The 14,351-nt window shown below is 45.1% G+C and carries 16 protein-coding genes; 11 read left to right on the top strand and 5 right to left on the bottom strand.

All coding sequences use genetic code 11. From position 1 onward, the window contains the following. Positions 1 to 79 precede the first annotated feature (79 nt). The 8 genes from BUB59_RS14415 to BUB59_RS14380 all read left to right on the top strand — a co-directional run bounded on the left by BUB59_RS14415 (position 80) and on the right by BUB59_RS14380 (position 6,810). Positions 80 to 265: a TIGR02147 family protein gene (locus BUB59_RS14415; protein ID WP_234980083.1), complete on the top strand. Its 186-nt coding sequence runs from the start codon at positions 80 to 82 to the stop codon at positions 263 to 265. Positions 266 to 297: 32 nt separating this feature from the next. After that, complete coding sequence (locus BUB59_RS14410; protein ID WP_143160427.1) at positions 298 to 1,038, top strand: hypothetical protein; 741 nt, start codon at positions 298 to 300, stop codon at positions 1,036 to 1,038. 33 nt (positions 1,039 to 1,071) lie between these two features. After that, the gene (locus BUB59_RS14405; protein ID WP_073231269.1) at positions 1,072 to 2,301 is read left to right on the top strand and encodes a hypothetical protein; all 1,230 of its coding nucleotides are present in this window, start codon (positions 1,072 to 1,074) and stop codon (positions 2,299 to 2,301) included. An 18-nt stretch (positions 2,302 to 2,319) separates the two neighbouring features. After that, positions 2,320 to 2,733: a GtrA family protein gene (locus BUB59_RS14400; RefSeq protein ID WP_073231267.1), complete on the top strand. Its 414-nt coding sequence runs from the start codon at positions 2,320 to 2,322 to the stop codon at positions 2,731 to 2,733. Position 2,734: 1 nt separating this feature from the next. Beyond that, on the top strand, positions 2,735 to 4,276 hold the full coding sequence (locus BUB59_RS14395; RefSeq protein ID WP_073231265.1) for an NAD(P)/FAD-dependent oxidoreductase: 1,542 nt from the start codon (positions 2,735 to 2,737) through the stop codon (positions 4,274 to 4,276). Next, positions 4,273 to 6,036 (top strand): glycosyltransferase family 39 protein, encoded by a 1,764-nt coding sequence (locus BUB59_RS14390; RefSeq protein ID WP_073231263.1) that lies wholly within the window; start codon positions 4,273 to 4,275, stop codon positions 6,034 to 6,036. The genes BUB59_RS14395 and BUB59_RS14390 overlap by 4 nt, the downstream gene beginning before the upstream one ends. Positions 6,037 to 6,262: 226 nt before the next feature. Beyond that, the gene (locus BUB59_RS14385; RefSeq protein WP_073231261.1) at positions 6,263 to 6,499 is read left to right on the top strand and encodes a hypothetical protein; all 237 of its coding nucleotides are present in this window, start codon (positions 6,263 to 6,265) and stop codon (positions 6,497 to 6,499) included. After that, the gene (locus tag BUB59_RS14380; RefSeq protein WP_073231259.1) at positions 6,499 to 6,810 is read left to right on the top strand and encodes a type II toxin-antitoxin system RelE/ParE family toxin; all 312 of its coding nucleotides are present in this window, start codon (positions 6,499 to 6,501) and stop codon (positions 6,808 to 6,810) included. Before BUB59_RS14385 ends, BUB59_RS14380 begins: the two co-directional genes overlap by 1 nt. Before the next feature lie 192 nt (positions 6,811 to 7,002). On the opposite strand, the gene BUB59_RS14375 is transcribed toward BUB59_RS14380, so the two are convergent. After that, a complete protein-coding gene (locus BUB59_RS14375; protein ID WP_234980082.1) occupies positions 7,003 to 7,665 on the bottom strand; it encodes an acyl-CoA dehydrogenase family protein in 663 nt (220 codons plus the stop codon). Between the two features lie 64 nt (positions 7,666 to 7,729). After that, positions 7,730 to 7,981 carry a hypothetical protein gene (locus BUB59_RS15675; RefSeq protein ID WP_234980081.1) on the bottom strand — a complete coding sequence of 84 codons (252 nt, stop codon included), beginning with the start codon at positions 7,979 to 7,981 and terminating at the stop codon, positions 7,730 to 7,732. Positions 7,982 to 8,173: 192 nt separating this feature from the next. On the opposite strand from BUB59_RS15675, the gene BUB59_RS14365 reads away from it, so the two are divergent. The 3 genes from BUB59_RS14365 to BUB59_RS14355 all read left to right on the top strand — a co-directional run bounded on the left by BUB59_RS14365 (position 8,174) and on the right by BUB59_RS14355 (position 12,563). Further along, positions 8,174 to 11,167 carry a fibrobacter succinogenes major paralogous domain-containing protein gene (locus BUB59_RS14365; protein WP_234980080.1) on the top strand — a complete coding sequence of 998 codons (2,994 nt, stop codon included), beginning with the start codon at positions 8,174 to 8,176 and terminating at the stop codon, positions 11,165 to 11,167. A 122-nt stretch (positions 11,168 to 11,289) separates the two neighbouring features. Beyond that, complete coding sequence (locus BUB59_RS14360) at positions 11,290 to 11,640, top strand: hypothetical protein (protein WP_143160425.1); 351 nt, start codon at positions 11,290 to 11,292, stop codon at positions 11,638 to 11,640. After that, entirely contained in the window at positions 11,640 to 12,563 is a 924-nt protein-coding gene (locus BUB59_RS14355; RefSeq protein ID WP_073231251.1) for an FRG domain-containing protein, read from the top strand. Before BUB59_RS14360 ends, BUB59_RS14355 begins: the two co-directional genes overlap by 1 nt. Positions 12,564 to 12,626: 63 nt before the next feature. On the opposite strand, the gene BUB59_RS14350 is transcribed toward BUB59_RS14355, so the two are convergent. The 3 genes from BUB59_RS14350 to BUB59_RS15855 form a co-directional block, all read right to left on the bottom strand. Beyond that, positions 12,627 to 13,475, bottom strand: coding sequence for a nucleotidyl transferase AbiEii/AbiGii toxin family protein (locus tag BUB59_RS14350; protein WP_083540359.1), 849 nt, complete (start codon positions 13,473 to 13,475; stop codon positions 12,627 to 12,629). Then, a complete protein-coding gene (locus BUB59_RS14345; protein ID WP_200778843.1) occupies positions 13,475 to 14,035 on the bottom strand; it encodes a type IV toxin-antitoxin system AbiEi family antitoxin domain-containing protein in 561 nt (186 codons plus the stop codon). The genes BUB59_RS14350 and BUB59_RS14345 overlap by 1 nt, the downstream gene beginning before the upstream one ends. 164 nt (positions 14,036 to 14,199) lie before the next feature. Beyond that, a complete protein-coding gene (locus BUB59_RS15855; RefSeq protein WP_369806272.1) occupies positions 14,200 to 14,343 on the bottom strand; it encodes an Acyl-CoA dehydrogenase C-terminal domain-containing protein in 144 nt (47 codons plus the stop codon). Positions 14,344 to 14,351 lie beyond the last annotated feature (8 nt).

Raw genomic sequence — 14,351 nt, 5'->3', positions numbered from 1 at the left:
TGTAGATGTAAAGATAGCCTACGAATGGGAATCGGAATCGAGAGATTCATCTAGCAAGGCTGCCTAAATGCTTCCACACATGTTGATGATGCCTCGAAATTTTTCTGGCGTTACCATCGGAATCGATGAGGAAGATTACGCTAAAATTATTGAAGAGCTTGACGCCTGTCGAAAGAGAATTATTTCCATAGCGACAGCGAAGAAAGGTGGAAATCGCGTCTATCGATTGAATTTACAACTGTTTCCCTTAACTGAAAAAGTTTGAAAATAGAAACGCTCTAAAAAAGGAGTCATAACATGAAAAAGAAATTTCTACTCATAGTCGCTATGATTTTCGCTTTTGAGGCTTGTTCCGACAATAATTCAGTCGAGGCATCTGCGGAAGCAAAAGATTCCTCTGAAAAATTGTCTGATGCAGACGTTAGTTTTATGAAAACAATGCTTGGTGAATCTGGATATAGCCAAGTTGTTTCTGATGGCGTGAATTTGGATGATGCGGTCCCGACGGAAGGAGGATCTCTTTCTGCTTCTCCTGCCGCTGTAAATTCTTTCAAGACCGAACCGGAATCAGCTTTTAGTGAATTGAGATCAACAGGTAGCTGTTGGGTGAATGTTTATAAAGAAGAAAATGGAATATATTATTCCAAGTCTGTAAAAGGAGATAACCCTGGGGAAGATAGCGATGATGCTTTAGTTTATCTTCGTGAAAATGAGGATTCCCTTTATAAGTTTGAAAGTCATTTCAAGCTGTATTCTGAAAATGCGGTTGAACGCTGTGAAGCAGATAGTATTGCCTTTGTTAAAACGTGCAATGAAAATGGTGGTCTTTATAAAATGTACAATAGGGGTTGTTCCGCAGGATCCTTTGAAGCAGCTTGCGTGACAAAGGTCTCTGCTAACACTAAGTTAGAAACCATAGTGGATAGCCTGAAAAGTGAATGTGAAACATTTGTCGCGGAACTTCCTGAAGAAAATGTAATGCCTGGTGAACAGTGTGTTGGTGATACAGGACATGGATTAGTTTGTGATAAAATATAATGCTTTTGGAATGACCTTTAAGGTTTGCTAATAATGAAGAAAAATCTATTCCTGTTTTTGCAAGGATTTCTTGCTCTGTTTTTCGTTTCTTGTTCAGATACGAATGGAGTTGCTGATGGAGGCTCTATTGAAGATCAAAATGCAATTTCCGTTGATCAACTTAATGAGTGGTATAAGTACGGAACGGGATTACATGAAGCAGCCTATGCAAAAATAGATGGGGGCAGGATAGCGGTTTTGAATGACGGCACTGGTGCGCGAGCAGAATGTATCGCGGATAGTTCAACTCTTGCAATGACTATCCAAATTTCCGGCTCCTTCGCGATTTTCACATTACAGGGAACTGAAATTGCCGCATCTTGTGATTCATCTTACTCGGCCTTTAAGGCTGGCTGCTTAGAAAAGTCGAATAGTCAATTCTTTAGTATTAGCGATGGGTGTAAAAATGGAAACTTTGACGCAGCTTGTCGAATGAGCCAGGTCGAATCGGACTCTATTTCAATGTTGATTTCTTACTTTAGTAATGTCGCAGCCGATCGTTGCGCAGAAATGGCAAAGGATGCGCAGTCATCAACAGGAAAGTTTGAATCGCCTTCATCTTCATCAAAACGGGATGATATTTCAAGTTCATCAAGTTCAATTGATGCTCCTGAAATCTGTGAAAACTGCGGCACAACCAACAATCAGGCAATTTCCATTGACAGTAGCCGTACTCTTGAAAACTACATTCTACAATATGTTCCGAATGCAGAACAACTTTCCTTTGACAATCGCGTGGTTGCCTACAACGGAACGGCCTCAATGGCTTGCATGGATTACGCCTACGCAAAAACAGGAATTTCTCCCACGGACATGGTTCGCAAATCTCCGCTGTTCCAGATAAATCGAGATGACATTTCCGTCTGTTTTCCAATGACAGCCAAAATCATGAAGGAACATCCTGCGGAAAATAAGGAAGGTTGTCGGTACTTTATGACCATGGTCGATGATGGTGGCCAGCCAATGGGACATGTGTTGACCAGCATATCCGACAGTTCCCTGCAATTCACCAGCATTTCTCCTGGGGGAAAATGCAAGCGTAACAACAATTTCTTCGCGGTGTATTTTCTTATTGAAGACTGTGACGGCAGCATAGGGGCTACCGAACCTGAGAGTATTCGCAAGCCCTTATCAAGCGAAATTTGGAAATGTGAAGATGGTAGTTACAGTCCGAGCACAAATGCTATTTCTTACGGAGAATGGTTTAAGTCTTCTCTGCTGTAAAAACTAAACGATAACATTATGGTTGAAATAAAAGGAGTGCTAGCGCAACTAGCACGTTACTTACTAGTGGGTGGATTTGCCTTTCTAGTGGATTTTGGGCTATTCGCTTTTTGCCTGTATGTTCTAGGCTTGCATTATCTGCTTGCGAATTTCATCGGATTGGTTGCTGGTCTGGTACTCAACTATGCCCTTAGCGTCAGGTGGGTTTTCTCGGATTGTAAACGCAGGCTTGAAATGCGCAAGTCTGCAGAGTTTGCCGTATTCGCCGTGATTGGTTTTGCAGGTGTTGCGCTTAACGAACTGTTGATGGTTTTCCTGGTGGACTCGCTCCATGGGCAGGAAATGATTTCCAAGATGATCGCCGCGGCAGTTGTTTTGATGTGGAACTTCGGAGTGCGAAAGCTGACCTTGTTCCGAGAAAAAAAGGATTGACATGACCACTGAAAATGAATCCCAAAAAATTGCTATCATCGCAGGTGCCGGGCCTGCAGGCTTGACCGCCGCATTGGAATTACTTCGCACCACAAATGTAAAGCCTGTAATCTTCGAAGCAGAAAATACAATTGGCGGAATCTCCCGGACGGCTTGCTACAAAGGCAACAGAATGGATATTGGTGGCCATCGATTCTTCAGCAAGAGCGATGCTGTAATGGACTGGTGGCTGAACATTCTTCCCCTGGAATCCAAGGACGGACCCCATCCAGAAAAAGACGATTTGGTCATGCTTTGCCGTAGTCGGCTGAGTCGCATATTGTTCCTGCGGAAACTTTTCGACTACCCCGTAACCTTGAACGGAAATACCATTCGCGGTCTTGGATTTTGGCGAATGATGAAAATTGGTCTGAGCTATCTTAAGGTGCAGTTGCTTCCTGCCCGTTCCGAAAAGAGTCTAGAAGATTTTATGATCAACCGTTTCGGCGTTGAACTTTATAGAACCTTTTTTAGGGACTACACCGAAAAGCTCTGGGGTGTTCCCTGCAATAAAATCAGCCCGGAATGGGGCGGCCAGCGAATTAAAGGACTTTCCATTACAAAGACTGTGGTTCATGCGGTAAAGCAATTTTTCAAAAGTAATAGACACGCCATTGATAGGGATAGCGCAGATAAATTCCGTCAGAAAAATACCGAAACAAGTTTAATCGGCCAGTTCCTATATCCAAAACTTGGGCCTGGCCAGCTTTGGGAAACCGTCGCCCAGAAAATCCTTGACATGGGCGGTGAAATTGTGATGAACGCAAAGGTTGTGGGAGTAAATCGGATTGAGAACCGCGTGGTGAGTGTCGCCGTTGACTACGGTCAAGGCGTCAAGACAATTCCATGCGACTATTTCCTAAGCTCCATGCCCGTGAAGGAACTGGTGACCGCCATGGATCAGCCCAAGACTTCTGTTCCCGCCGAAGTAAAACGGGTTGCGGAAGGACTCGTCTATCGGGATTTTATGACCGTCGGCCTGCTGCTGGATAAACTTGAAACAGGAAATGTAAAAGACAACTGGATTTATGTTCAGGAAAGCGATGTAAAGCTGGGTCGCATTCAGGTGTTCAACAACTGGAGTCCATATCTAGTTAGTGATCCATCCAAGGTCTGGATTGGCCTGGAATATTTCGTTAACGAAGGCGACGAAATGTGGACAATGCCCGATGCCGACTTCATCCAGTTTGCCATTGCAGAACTGGACAGGATTCATGTGTCAAAGCCGGAGTCAGTTCGCGATTCCGTTGTATTCCGCGTCAAGAAGGCTTATCCGGCCTACTTCGGAACCTATGGCGAATTCCATAAGATTCGCGAATATCTGGACAACATCGAAAACCTGTTCCTGATGGGCCGTAACGGCATGCACAAATACAACAACATGGATCACAGTATGCTGACTGCCATGGAAACTGTAAAGTGTATTCGCGAAGGCTCCGTTGACAAATCGGATCTTTGGAATGTCAATACCGAAGAAGAATACCACGAAGGCAAAAAGAAATGAAAAAAGTGCTTAAGAAAATTCTAGGAAATTTTGAATTTCGTTGCATCGTCGGCGTTCTTGCGTGTTTCGCATTTTTGCAATACGGGCAAATCCGTGTGGAGAGCGTGATTCTTCACCAAGGAGAAAACGACGAAAAGACATCGCTGCCGATTTCCAGAAAAATGAATCAAGGCGAAATTTTTCGCGTTAGCTTTATCATCTCAAATCCGCTAAATCTTCACTATGACCTGAACATCATCCCCGATGATTGCGCAGAATCGCTAACGATTAACGGCACAGACATTCCCCTGTCGGATTATTCTGGCAGATGCAATTACAGCAAGGGATTTGTGCTGACAGATTCTGTTACCGCGCCCCACCGCGTTGGCCCTAGAACGACTTATGAACTTTCCCTGAAAAATGGCGGCGGGCCCGGAGGAATCAATGTTTTTCCTAAGGGGACAGGCTTTACGGACGCCATGGAAATCGTGATTGCAATCCTTGCGGGATTGACGCTTGCATCCTTATGCAAACGCCGCAAGTGGCATTCATTTTTATTGTTCTGTATCGTGTTCGGAGTATTCCTGCGATTTGCCATGTTCAGCGCCCTGCCCTACACTCAATTTGCAAATGATGTGGAAGGTCATTTGGCGTACATTCAGTATATTGCGGATAACCTTGCGATTCCTGCAGCGGACGAATGTTGGACCTGTTACCATCCACCTGTTTATTACACGATGGCGGTACCTTCGCTTATCGTAAGTAGCCTGCTAGGATTTACTTCAAGTGCAGGCGTTCAGCTATTTAGTTTGGCGCTTTCAATTCTCGTATTGATTTGCGGTCTTGCATTTTTAAAGAGTCTTGTGGATGGCAAAAGTCTGATTGTTGCCGCAGCCCTTTGGACGGTGTGGCCAACCTTGCTTTTAGTCGCTCCAAGAATCGGGAACGACCAGATGTTCATTGCACTGCATGTTCTTTGCCTGCTTTCGGGCTTCAATTACATTAGGTATAGGAAAGGTTCGTCCCTTGTTTTCGCCGTGGTTTGTGCGGCTCTTGCAATCTGGACAAAATCCACAGGTTTTATCTCTTTGGCACTTGTAATACTGATGGCTGTTGCAGGCTATCTCAAAAATCGTTCGCCAGAAAAAATTACACCAACCAAACCAGAAATCACAAGCTGGATTTTATTACTTCTAATCTTTGTTGGATTGGCCTTCGAAAAAATAATGGGCGAAGGAGGCCTGGTTTCCAACGCAAACAGTCTGCACTCGGGTTTGAAAGTCGGGAACGAAGCCGGAAACTATCTTTATTTCGATCTGAAGTCTTTCCTAACGGAGCCTTACACCAGCGCATGGGCCGACGGTCTGGGCAGAGAATATTTTTTCAATTATGCCTTCAAATCTTCCCTATTTGGCGAATTCAAACTTGTAGAAACCGCATTGGGTAAGACCTTGGCTTCCTTCATTAGCGTGTCATTCCTAGGCTTGATCGTATTCGCGATTCGCGGCTGGTGGAATACAAAACTAGATGTTTACCATTGGATTCTTTTTATTCAGGGAATCCTGTTCTTTGCAGCATTGAGTTTCCTGCGTTACAAATATCCCTACGCCTGCAGCAACGATTTCCGCTACATCATGCCTGCGTTGTTGAGCTTTGCTCCCTATGTTGGATTGGGCATATACCAAAAAGAATTTTCCCTCAAGTGGAAAATTCTTGGTATCGCAACAGTACTTGTTTTTGTGGTATGTTCTGTGCTGCTGATGGGCTGCGTGTTTGGATAATCAAACGCGAATATTTTGAAAAAAGACCCCGACTCCTATGAGTCGAGGTCTTTTAATTTTGCTGGATCCTTCGACTTCGAACCTCCAGAATGACATGTTGCCCGGAGTTGGGCTTTTGCCTTAGGCTTTATCGCCTCCAAAGAGCTTCCGCTATTATCGGTAACAAGGAAAGCATGTGCCTTGTGTTGTTTCCGATAATATTGTATATTGAATGGTGGAGGTCTTTATGTCCTACGAAACCGTAATTGATCAGGTGAAATCTCTTCCGGAAAGTTCTTTGGAAGATGTTTCGAGATATATCGAATTTTTGCTATATCAACAGGAACGGGCAGACATGGCTCCTTTAATTGAATCGGATGAAGTGTTCGAAGAAAAAATGGAACGCGGTTATGCCGATGCTGTTGAAGGCCGTGGAAAGCCGATGGATGAAGTGTTCTCCGATTTAAGTAAGCGGTTTGCTTGATGAATTACAAGGTGATTGTATCTGAACAGGCCGAACGCGACTTGGGCGATATTTATTCATATATTTGTTGTGAGCTAAAATCAAAATCGAGTGCTGAAAAAATGGCGCTACGACTACGTGAGGCCATGACTGGCCTTTCCATAATGCCTAAACGCTATCGTATATATCCGTTAGAACCGTGGCTTTCGAGAGAAGTTCGTTCTGTGTCTGTTGGAAATTATGTGGTATTTTATCTTGTAAAAGAAGCTGAATCAGAAGTTTGGATAACCCGTATCGTGTATGGAAAGCGCGATATGAAGAAAACTCTTTAGAGAAACTTGATGCATAAACGAGAAAGACCCCGACTCATGTGAGTCGAGGTCTTTTAAATGCTGGATCCTTCACTTCGTCGCTTTCGCGACTTCATTCAGGATGACGGCCGGCGATAAGCAACTTCGTTGCTTTGATAACCGGCTCGGAAATGACTAAATAAATTTAGTCGCTTCACTCGCTTTAGTTATCAATTAAGCCTGCTTATAATCAGCGATCTGTTCTGCAGTCAGGTCCATGATGAAGTTGGAGTGCTTCATCACTTCTGCTTCAGCAAGGTTCAGGTAAACCTTGGCGCTCTTGCCGAACAGTTCTGCGTTTGCAGAAGCGTCGCGGATAAGGAGCTGAGCCATGACGCAGTTACCGGCCATTTCGTACAGGCGGCGGCTGCAGAGGTCCAGGAACTCGTTGTTTTCAGCGGCCTTGACATAGTCGATGGCTGCCTTGAACTTGTCGTCCATAGCCTTTGCGCGGGCCTTGAGGTTTTCAAATTCCGGTGCAACAGCGGCTGCTTCCAGTTCGTCGAGCATGGAAGTGTAGGTGCCGGTGGTGATGTGCGGAAGGGCTGCAACAACCTGGAGCTGGGTAGTACCTTCGTAGATGGAGGTAATACGAGCGTCGCGGTAGAGACGCTGGCAAGCGTATTCCAGCATGTAGCCGGAACCGCCGTGAACCTGGATGCTGTCGTAGCTGTTGATGTTGGAGTATTCGGCATTCATGCCCTTGGTGAGCGGAGTGCCGGCAGATGCCAACTTGTTGTACAGCTTCAGTTCAGCCTTTTCCTCGTCGGTAAGCTTGCGGGTGGGGTGGGGGAAGTCTCCCCCTCGCTGCAGCCCCGGCCCCGCCCTTACAATCATTCCCTTCGGGAATAAAGTTCCGAAACCCACCCGGCCGGGTCTTCCGCTACCCCCTCTGCGGGGCTCAGTCGCCGCCCCGCAATGCCTGGCTTGTCCCATCCATCCGCTCTTGCTTAAAACTATGGAAAACCAAGGCTTTTGTAAACTTTTTGTGCGGAAGCTTCGTTTTTAAGTTATCTTTATGAAAAATAGAGTTTTTGCTCTTGTTCTCTAAGTGAAATCTGCAAATTTCAAAAGAACGGGGACAAGGCAAGCGCTCACGCAAGCATACTGCTTTTTTGCAGTATGTTTCAGTTTGTCGTACCGGCTTTTTCAAGCTGGTCTTTTGGCTGTACAAGCCATGGACAACAGCCCTTTCGGGGCGTGGGTCGTTTGCGTTTATCGTTCTTAGGCTTTGCAGAGCCTCACTTAGGTAAATGTCGCGACCCACGTCCTTTCTATACGAATTGACGCACTACATTGTTGAACAAGGCAAAACTCCATAGGATTTTAATCGATGGAGGCTGTTATGGCTTGGAAAAAGAATGCGGAAATGAAGCGTGTCGTAACGAACTTGCTGAAAGTAGGTACCGTCATTTTGAGTGCTGCGACTTTGTTCGCTTGCGGTGATGATTCTGGCAATTCGTCAAAGGCGGATAACGAGGATAATGGTCGCGAAGTGGCTACTCTTGTTGAAATGGGGCGTTGTACTAGCGAGCGCGAAGGCGATACCGTTTATGTAGCCGAAAAACTGACAGACTACCTTTGCAGAAACGGTTCCTGGATCGACCTCTCCGAATCGGATGATTCTGATGAAAATACTAAATCCAGTAGCTCCGTGACCCCCGGTTCCTCAAGTGTCATTCCGAGCGATAGCGGAAAATCTAGTAGTTCATTCAACAAAGACAAATATACAGACGAAAATCTTGTGGTCAAGAAACGTTCCATCCTGGGTGTGGCTCAGAAGGGCCCCTTCAAGTTTGGCTCCCCGGTTTATCTGAGGGAACTTTCCGAAGAAACTCTGGACCCGACTGGAATGGTTTATGAAGACGAAATCAGCAGTAACAAGGGCGACTTCGTTATTCCCAATGTGAACTTGATTTCTCCCTATGCCGGAGTGGAAGTTCGTGGCCAGTACAGGAATGAGGTTACTGGCGAATACTCCAAGGATTCCATCAGTTTGTTCGTTCTCACCGATTTGAAAACAGATTCTCGCACCAAGGTGAATATAAACCTGTTGACTCACCTGGAATACAAGCGCGCTATGTATCTGGTCCGTAAGGGTTATAGTGTTTATGCCGCAAAGAAACAGGCTGACCAGGAAATCATGACCGCCTTTGAACTTCCGACAACAGTCAAGTATAGCGAAGACTTGAGCGTATTCGAAGATAGCGAAGACGACAATGTGGATTACGCCAACGCAAGCCTCATGATGTTGAACCTGCTGTTTTTGGGTAATCGGTCCGATACGGAAATCAAAATCGCCATAGATCGTTTTATTGCGGATATCGAAAAGGACGGATCCTGGGAAGATGATTCTACCAAGGCCGTAATGGCTGACTTTGCTAGCGAAATTGATGGTGATGAAATCCGCGCCAATGTGAAGTCCTGGAATATTCTGGATGTTCCGAGTTTTGAGGCTCAGGTGGAAATGTTCTGGAACAATGTGTACGGTCTGGGCGGCTGCACCAGTGTCCGCTCCGGAGTCATCGCGCAGAATAAAAATAAGTACAGCAAGAATGTCAATAGCTATTACCTCTGCAAATCTTCAAGTTGGAAAAAGATTACGAATCTGGAGGCCGATACTTACGGCTGGGAAGCAGGCGAAACCGGTGAAGTCAAGAAGGGAACCTATACAGAGGCCAAGTATGTGTATCGTGGCGGAGCCTGGACCGAAGTAAATCCCGTCGAAGATGCCTTGGGCTCCTGCACGGCATCAAAATCTGGAACCGTGGACAAGACTGGCAATGTATATTACATCTGCAAGTCCAGCGCCTGGGAAAAGGCGTCTACATTGGAATATGATACCTATGGCTGGTCTGCAGGTGTTGTGGGCGAGGTGAAGAAAGGCAAGGTCACGGACGCCAAGTATGTGTATCGTAGCGGTGCTTGGACCGAGGCTAACGCCATTGAAAGTGCTCTTGGTTCCTGCACCACAAAGAATACCAAGACCGTTGAAAAAAATGAAGGTGCTTATTACGCTTGCGAAGATACCCAGTGGAAAAGTCTGACTACTTTGGAAGCAGATACCTACGGTTGGTCCGCCGGTGCTGAAGGTGAAGTAAAGAAAGGGGATGTTTCAGATACCTGGTATGTATACCGTGGCGGAGCCTGGACCGAGGCCGATGGAGTTGAAAGAACGCTGGGTTCCTGCACGGCAAGAGATGCTAAGACAATTAAAAATAACCAAGGCTCCTATTATGTATGTGAAGATACCCAGTGGAAAATCTTGACCACCTTGGAGGAAGCTGATACTTATGGCTGGACCGCTGGAACTACCGGTGAAGTTAAGAAAGGTAACATTACTGATGCCAAGTATGTATACAGGAACAGCAAGTGGAATGCAGCTAGTACCGTAGAAAGTGCCTTAGGTTCCTGTACAACGAAGAATGCTGGGACTGTATCGGAAACAGGTAGTGTCTATTATATCTGTAAGTCGAGCTCTTGGACAAGAGCAACCGCATTGGAATACGATACCTATGGTTATGTTTGCTCTAGGGATGGATCAATTGTTAGCGGGGCTGTAAATGCCAATAACAAGTATGTCTGTGATGGCGGTTCCTTTAGAACGGCAACGGCTGATGAAATTAACCTGGTATTAGGTTGTACAAGTTATACGCAAGGGAAGAAATTTATTTCTCTTTCTAATTCTACTACAGCAGAAAGGTGGATGTGTGGGGATGAATGGAAGTACCAACGATTTATTTATATGAAGGATTCTCGTGACAATCAGGTCTATGGAATAGTGTCCATTGGGTCTCAAACCTGGATGGCCGAGAACTTGAACTATGACTATAACGAGGGAACTGCCAAAAGCTATTGTTATGAAAACGAAGCGGACTCTTGTGCCAAGTATGGCCGTCTGTATCAATGGTCTGCGGCAATGGATTCGGCGGCGGTATTCTCTACTGCAGGAAAAGGATGTGGCTATCGTAAAACTTGTAGTGTTCGTGGGAAGGTTCGTGGCGTATGCCCTGAGGGCTGGCACTTACCAAGTAGATCTGAATTTGAAACTCTAATGAAAACAGTCGGTTCCAGTGTAGCAGCGACTAAACTGAAATCAACTTATGGCTGGAGAAATGGGAATGGAACAGACGATTACGGTTTCTCTGCGCTCCCTGCTGGCCGCTACTACAGTACCTACTTCTACAGTGTTGGTTCCGGCGCCGACTTCTGGAGTGCTACTGAGGACGATGCTGGTGAAGAAGCCTACAGCTGGCGCATGAATGCGAGTGGTGCGAGCCTCAGCTACTACCTCAAGGACTACGGTTACTCGGTGCGTTGTCTCAAGGACTCTAACTAGGCACCCCACGGTCAGTGGGTAGCCTAGCGGCGGGGCTGCATAGCGTCCCCGCCCAAAACCACCGCCAAGCCGCAAGGCCAGGCGGCCCTGTCAAAATGTCAGTAATAATAAAGAAGGGTGAAATGAGTAAAAAGTCGAACGCTAGTAAACATCTTGTGAAATACTCCATAACCGCAATTGTCACTAAGATTATCTCCGAAGGTAAGGTCGTTCTCAACGGCGTTGGCAAACATCGTTACGAAAAGTCAAAGGATGAAATTCTTAATCTTTTGGAAAATAACGGAAATGTCGAAAATTCCAAACTGTTGGAACTTGGCAAACCGTATTCAATTAAAACCGATTGTGAAATCGCAAGAATTCTCCTTGCCATGGCGATGCTCAACAAGAAACCGTTAAAACTGACGATTGAAGGGTGCATTGCCCAAGGAAAATCTGAACCTGAATATTCAATCACGGAAGTAGAGGTTCCTTGATGTCTGCTTATTACGACATCTATTCTGTAGCAGATTACCTAGAAGTGCTAAAAACCTTTACGCGCTATGGTGTAGAGGGATATCGCGAAGATGTTCAACTCTATTTTCGTGGTGAGCCTCAGGATTATGGGAAATCAGCGGGAACGCCGGGGATTGCGCGAGATGGCTGGCTACAAGGCAATAGGGAATCTACGCTATTCCGGGAATGCGAACGCAGGTTGGCGCATGAATTTGCAGGCTGCTCTACGACTTTTGAAAAGCTTTCCTTGATGCAGCATTATGGAATTCGCACCCGTTTGCTGGATGTTTCTTTGGATTCTCTGCAATCCTTGTTCTTCGCTCTTTATAATGATCCGAAGTCTCAGGTGGGTGATAATTGCGATTCTGTCGTACTCGTTTATGAAATTCACAAGGATTCTGTTCGCAACTGGCATTCCGATGTAGTGAGCGTGATTTCAAATATTGCGGTTTACAATTATGATAACCTTGATATAAGGCATTTGTCTAGTTCCACAGAGGAGGCTGCACGTACCGCATTTAACGAAGACGACAGTATCAAACATCTGTTGCATGAAATAAGGGCGGAAAAATCCTATTTTGGACCATGGATAAAAAAGGATAATATGGAGTCCATTTATTGCGTTCATCCGCTTTTGGATAATCCAAGAATCAAGTCGCAGCAGGGGGCCTTCCTTCTCTTTGGCATAGATGGTGACAAGACTCATCTGGCCACTCTAGAATCTAACAAAGGTACTGAAATTCGCCTTGCCAAAATCCGTATCCCGTATAGTGCAAAAACAAGAATTCGTGAAGAGCTGAATTTACTTGGGAAGACCGTTGATACTGTTTACCCTGATTGGAATGGCGTTTCCGATTACTTTAACCGATTCTACGGAAAAACGCCTGAAGAGTATTACAGGTAATTTTGCTGCTAAAATCATACCGGCCTTATCGCATTCTATATAACGAGCGAGTCTAACAAAATCTTAACTTCTGTCCATTAGCTTCTGTCGAATCAACGACCAAACGTCTAAAAATGGCAGGTCTTCTTTCCACTTGATTTTTCGGAGAAATGAAGTCCATAGTTTGTTTAATGTTGGGTTGGTTGCGAAATCTTCTTGGAACACTTCGTTCTCGGGATTGCGAATTGTTCCGCGATTTTCAAAGGTCCGACGAATAGCTTCTGAAAGAGAACTTTCATTTACGGGATGGTTCTTCAAAATCCTGTAAATGTCAAAATAGTCCTTCATTCGTGTATTTCTACCGGCAAGGTCGATAATGCATTGGAATTTTTCAGCAATTACAGATTCAAGTGGGTAGGTGCTGATTTTCGCGCAGGGCATATCTTCCAAAAGATTAGGATAGCTAATCACATTGGGTGACGGATATATTTCGTCGCCGAATCCAAAATCCATAGAGATGTTCTGACTGATTGATTGCAGCTTCGCGTTTAGATGAATTCTGACTCCGTGATAATCCTTGAATTCCGTGATGATTTCGCTGGTTATATTCTTGTCGTCAAAAACAACACCGTCTTCCGGGCAGGCTATTTTGCAAATTTCTGCCACAGCCTCGCAAATAATGTTTATGTCGTTATTGATTTTATCTGCACGAAAATCTACATCCATGGTGGGCCTTGCCAAGAACTTTTCGTATGCGTAAAGTAACGCGCCTCCCTTTAAGCAGAAAAGTTCACGGTATTTGCTTTGGGAGAGCCTGAATAGGAAACGTTCATGGAAATACCGAATCAAGATGACCTGGTAATCTGTGTTTTGCGATTTTGCGATGTTGAGCAATTTCTCACGAATGGAATGTCCCAGATTCTTCGTATTCACTATGTCCCCATGGTTATATACATTTCCAGAATTTTGCTTACGCGTAGTGTTTTGGCGTAATTCATAAGCTTGGAAATGTTGCGGTCTTTGCGCTTTAGGTAGTTCTTTACGATTTCGGTGCAAACATCCAATCCGATTTTATTCCTAAACTTGACGGCGTCGCAGACAGATTTTTCTATGTCGAAAATTTTCACCTCGTACCCAGAAATTATCGCGCATGTTACACCTGTGTCAAGGACGGAATCTGTTAGATTGTGGACGGAAAATGAGGGGTATTGCGGGAGCGTCACTTTCCGACCCCTTTTGATAGCGACGTCGTATTGCTGAGGAACTTGAGTTGTTAGTCCGTAGTAGGACCATGCCGAATACATACAGAGAATTCCTCCGGGAATTATTTTCTCGATATCGACCATGACGTTGGCCAGGTCGTCGGGTTTTGCGAATACGCCTCTTTTCACTCGCACAAGAGTTCCCTCCTGAACTTTTTGGAGCGTTGCGTAATATTCCGCACGACTTTCTGCACAGACCATGTTTGTTGTAAAGAACTTTTCTTTTTTCATTGTATAAATCTACTACAAATATAAATAATTGTAGTAGGTTTGTGATTCGCAGTTTGCAAAAAAAAGACCCCGACTCATTCGAGTCGAGGTCTTTTTAAGTTTTAGGGGAGATCCCGGATCAAGTCCGGGATGACATCCTTTAACTGCGCGGAACCTTTAGGCAATTAAGCCTTCTTGTAATCAGCGATCTGTTCTACAGTCATGCCCATGATGAAGCCTGCGTGCTTCATCACTTCTGCTTCAGCGAGGTTCAGGTAAACCTTGGCGCTCTTGCCGAACAGTTCTGCGTTTGCAGAAGCGTCGCGGATAAGGAGCT

It is taken from the genome of Fibrobacter sp. UWEL (assembly GCF_900142535.1).
GTDB lineage: Bacteria > Fibrobacterota > Fibrobacteria > Fibrobacterales > Fibrobacteraceae > Fibrobacter.
The sequence above is the reverse complement of the archived record's forward strand: the minus strand, read 5'-3'. Positions and strand labels throughout refer to the sequence as shown.

Excerpts from the sequence above, each read along its gene's own strand:
- BUB59_RS14405 (WP_073231269.1), top strand. The coding sequence starts at position 1,072 with ATGAAGAAAAATCTATTCCTGTTTTTGCAAGGATTTCTTGCTCTGTTT.
- BUB59_RS14380 (WP_073231259.1), top strand. The coding sequence starts at position 6,499 with ATGAATTACAAGGTGATTGTATCTGAACAGGCCGAACGCGACTTGGGC.
- BUB59_RS14360 (WP_143160425.1), top strand. The coding sequence starts at position 11,290 with ATGAGTAAAAAGTCGAACGCTAGTAAACATCTTGTGAAATACTCCATA.
- BUB59_RS14395 (WP_073231265.1), top strand. The coding sequence starts at position 2,735 with ATGACCACTGAAAATGAATCCCAAAAAATTGCTATCATCGCAGGTGCC.
- BUB59_RS14375 (WP_234980082.1), bottom strand. The coding sequence starts at position 7,665 with ATGATTGTAAGGGCGGGGCCGGGGCTGCAGCGAGGGGGAGACTTCCCC.
- BUB59_RS14345 (WP_200778843.1), bottom strand. The coding sequence starts at position 14,035 with ATGAAAAAAGAAAAGTTCTTTACAACAAACATGGTCTGTGCAGAAAGT.
- BUB59_RS14410 (WP_143160427.1), top strand. The coding sequence starts at position 298 with ATGAAAAAGAAATTTCTACTCATAGTCGCTATGATTTTCGCTTTTGAG.
- BUB59_RS14355 (WP_073231251.1), top strand. The coding sequence starts at position 11,640 with ATGTCTGCTTATTACGACATCTATTCTGTAGCAGATTACCTAGAAGTG.
- BUB59_RS14400 (WP_073231267.1), top strand. The coding sequence starts at position 2,320 with ATGGTTGAAATAAAAGGAGTGCTAGCGCAACTAGCACGTTACTTACTA.
- BUB59_RS14390 (WP_073231263.1), top strand. The coding sequence starts at position 4,273 with ATGAAAAAAGTGCTTAAGAAAATTCTAGGAAATTTTGAATTTCGTTGC.
- BUB59_RS14365 (WP_234980080.1), top strand. The coding sequence starts at position 8,174 with ATGGCTTGGAAAAAGAATGCGGAAATGAAGCGTGTCGTAACGAACTTG.
- BUB59_RS14415 (WP_234980083.1), top strand. The coding sequence starts at position 80 with ATGTTGATGATGCCTCGAAATTTTTCTGGCGTTACCATCGGAATCGAT.
- BUB59_RS14385 (WP_073231261.1), top strand. The coding sequence starts at position 6,263 with ATGTCCTACGAAACCGTAATTGATCAGGTGAAATCTCTTCCGGAAAGT.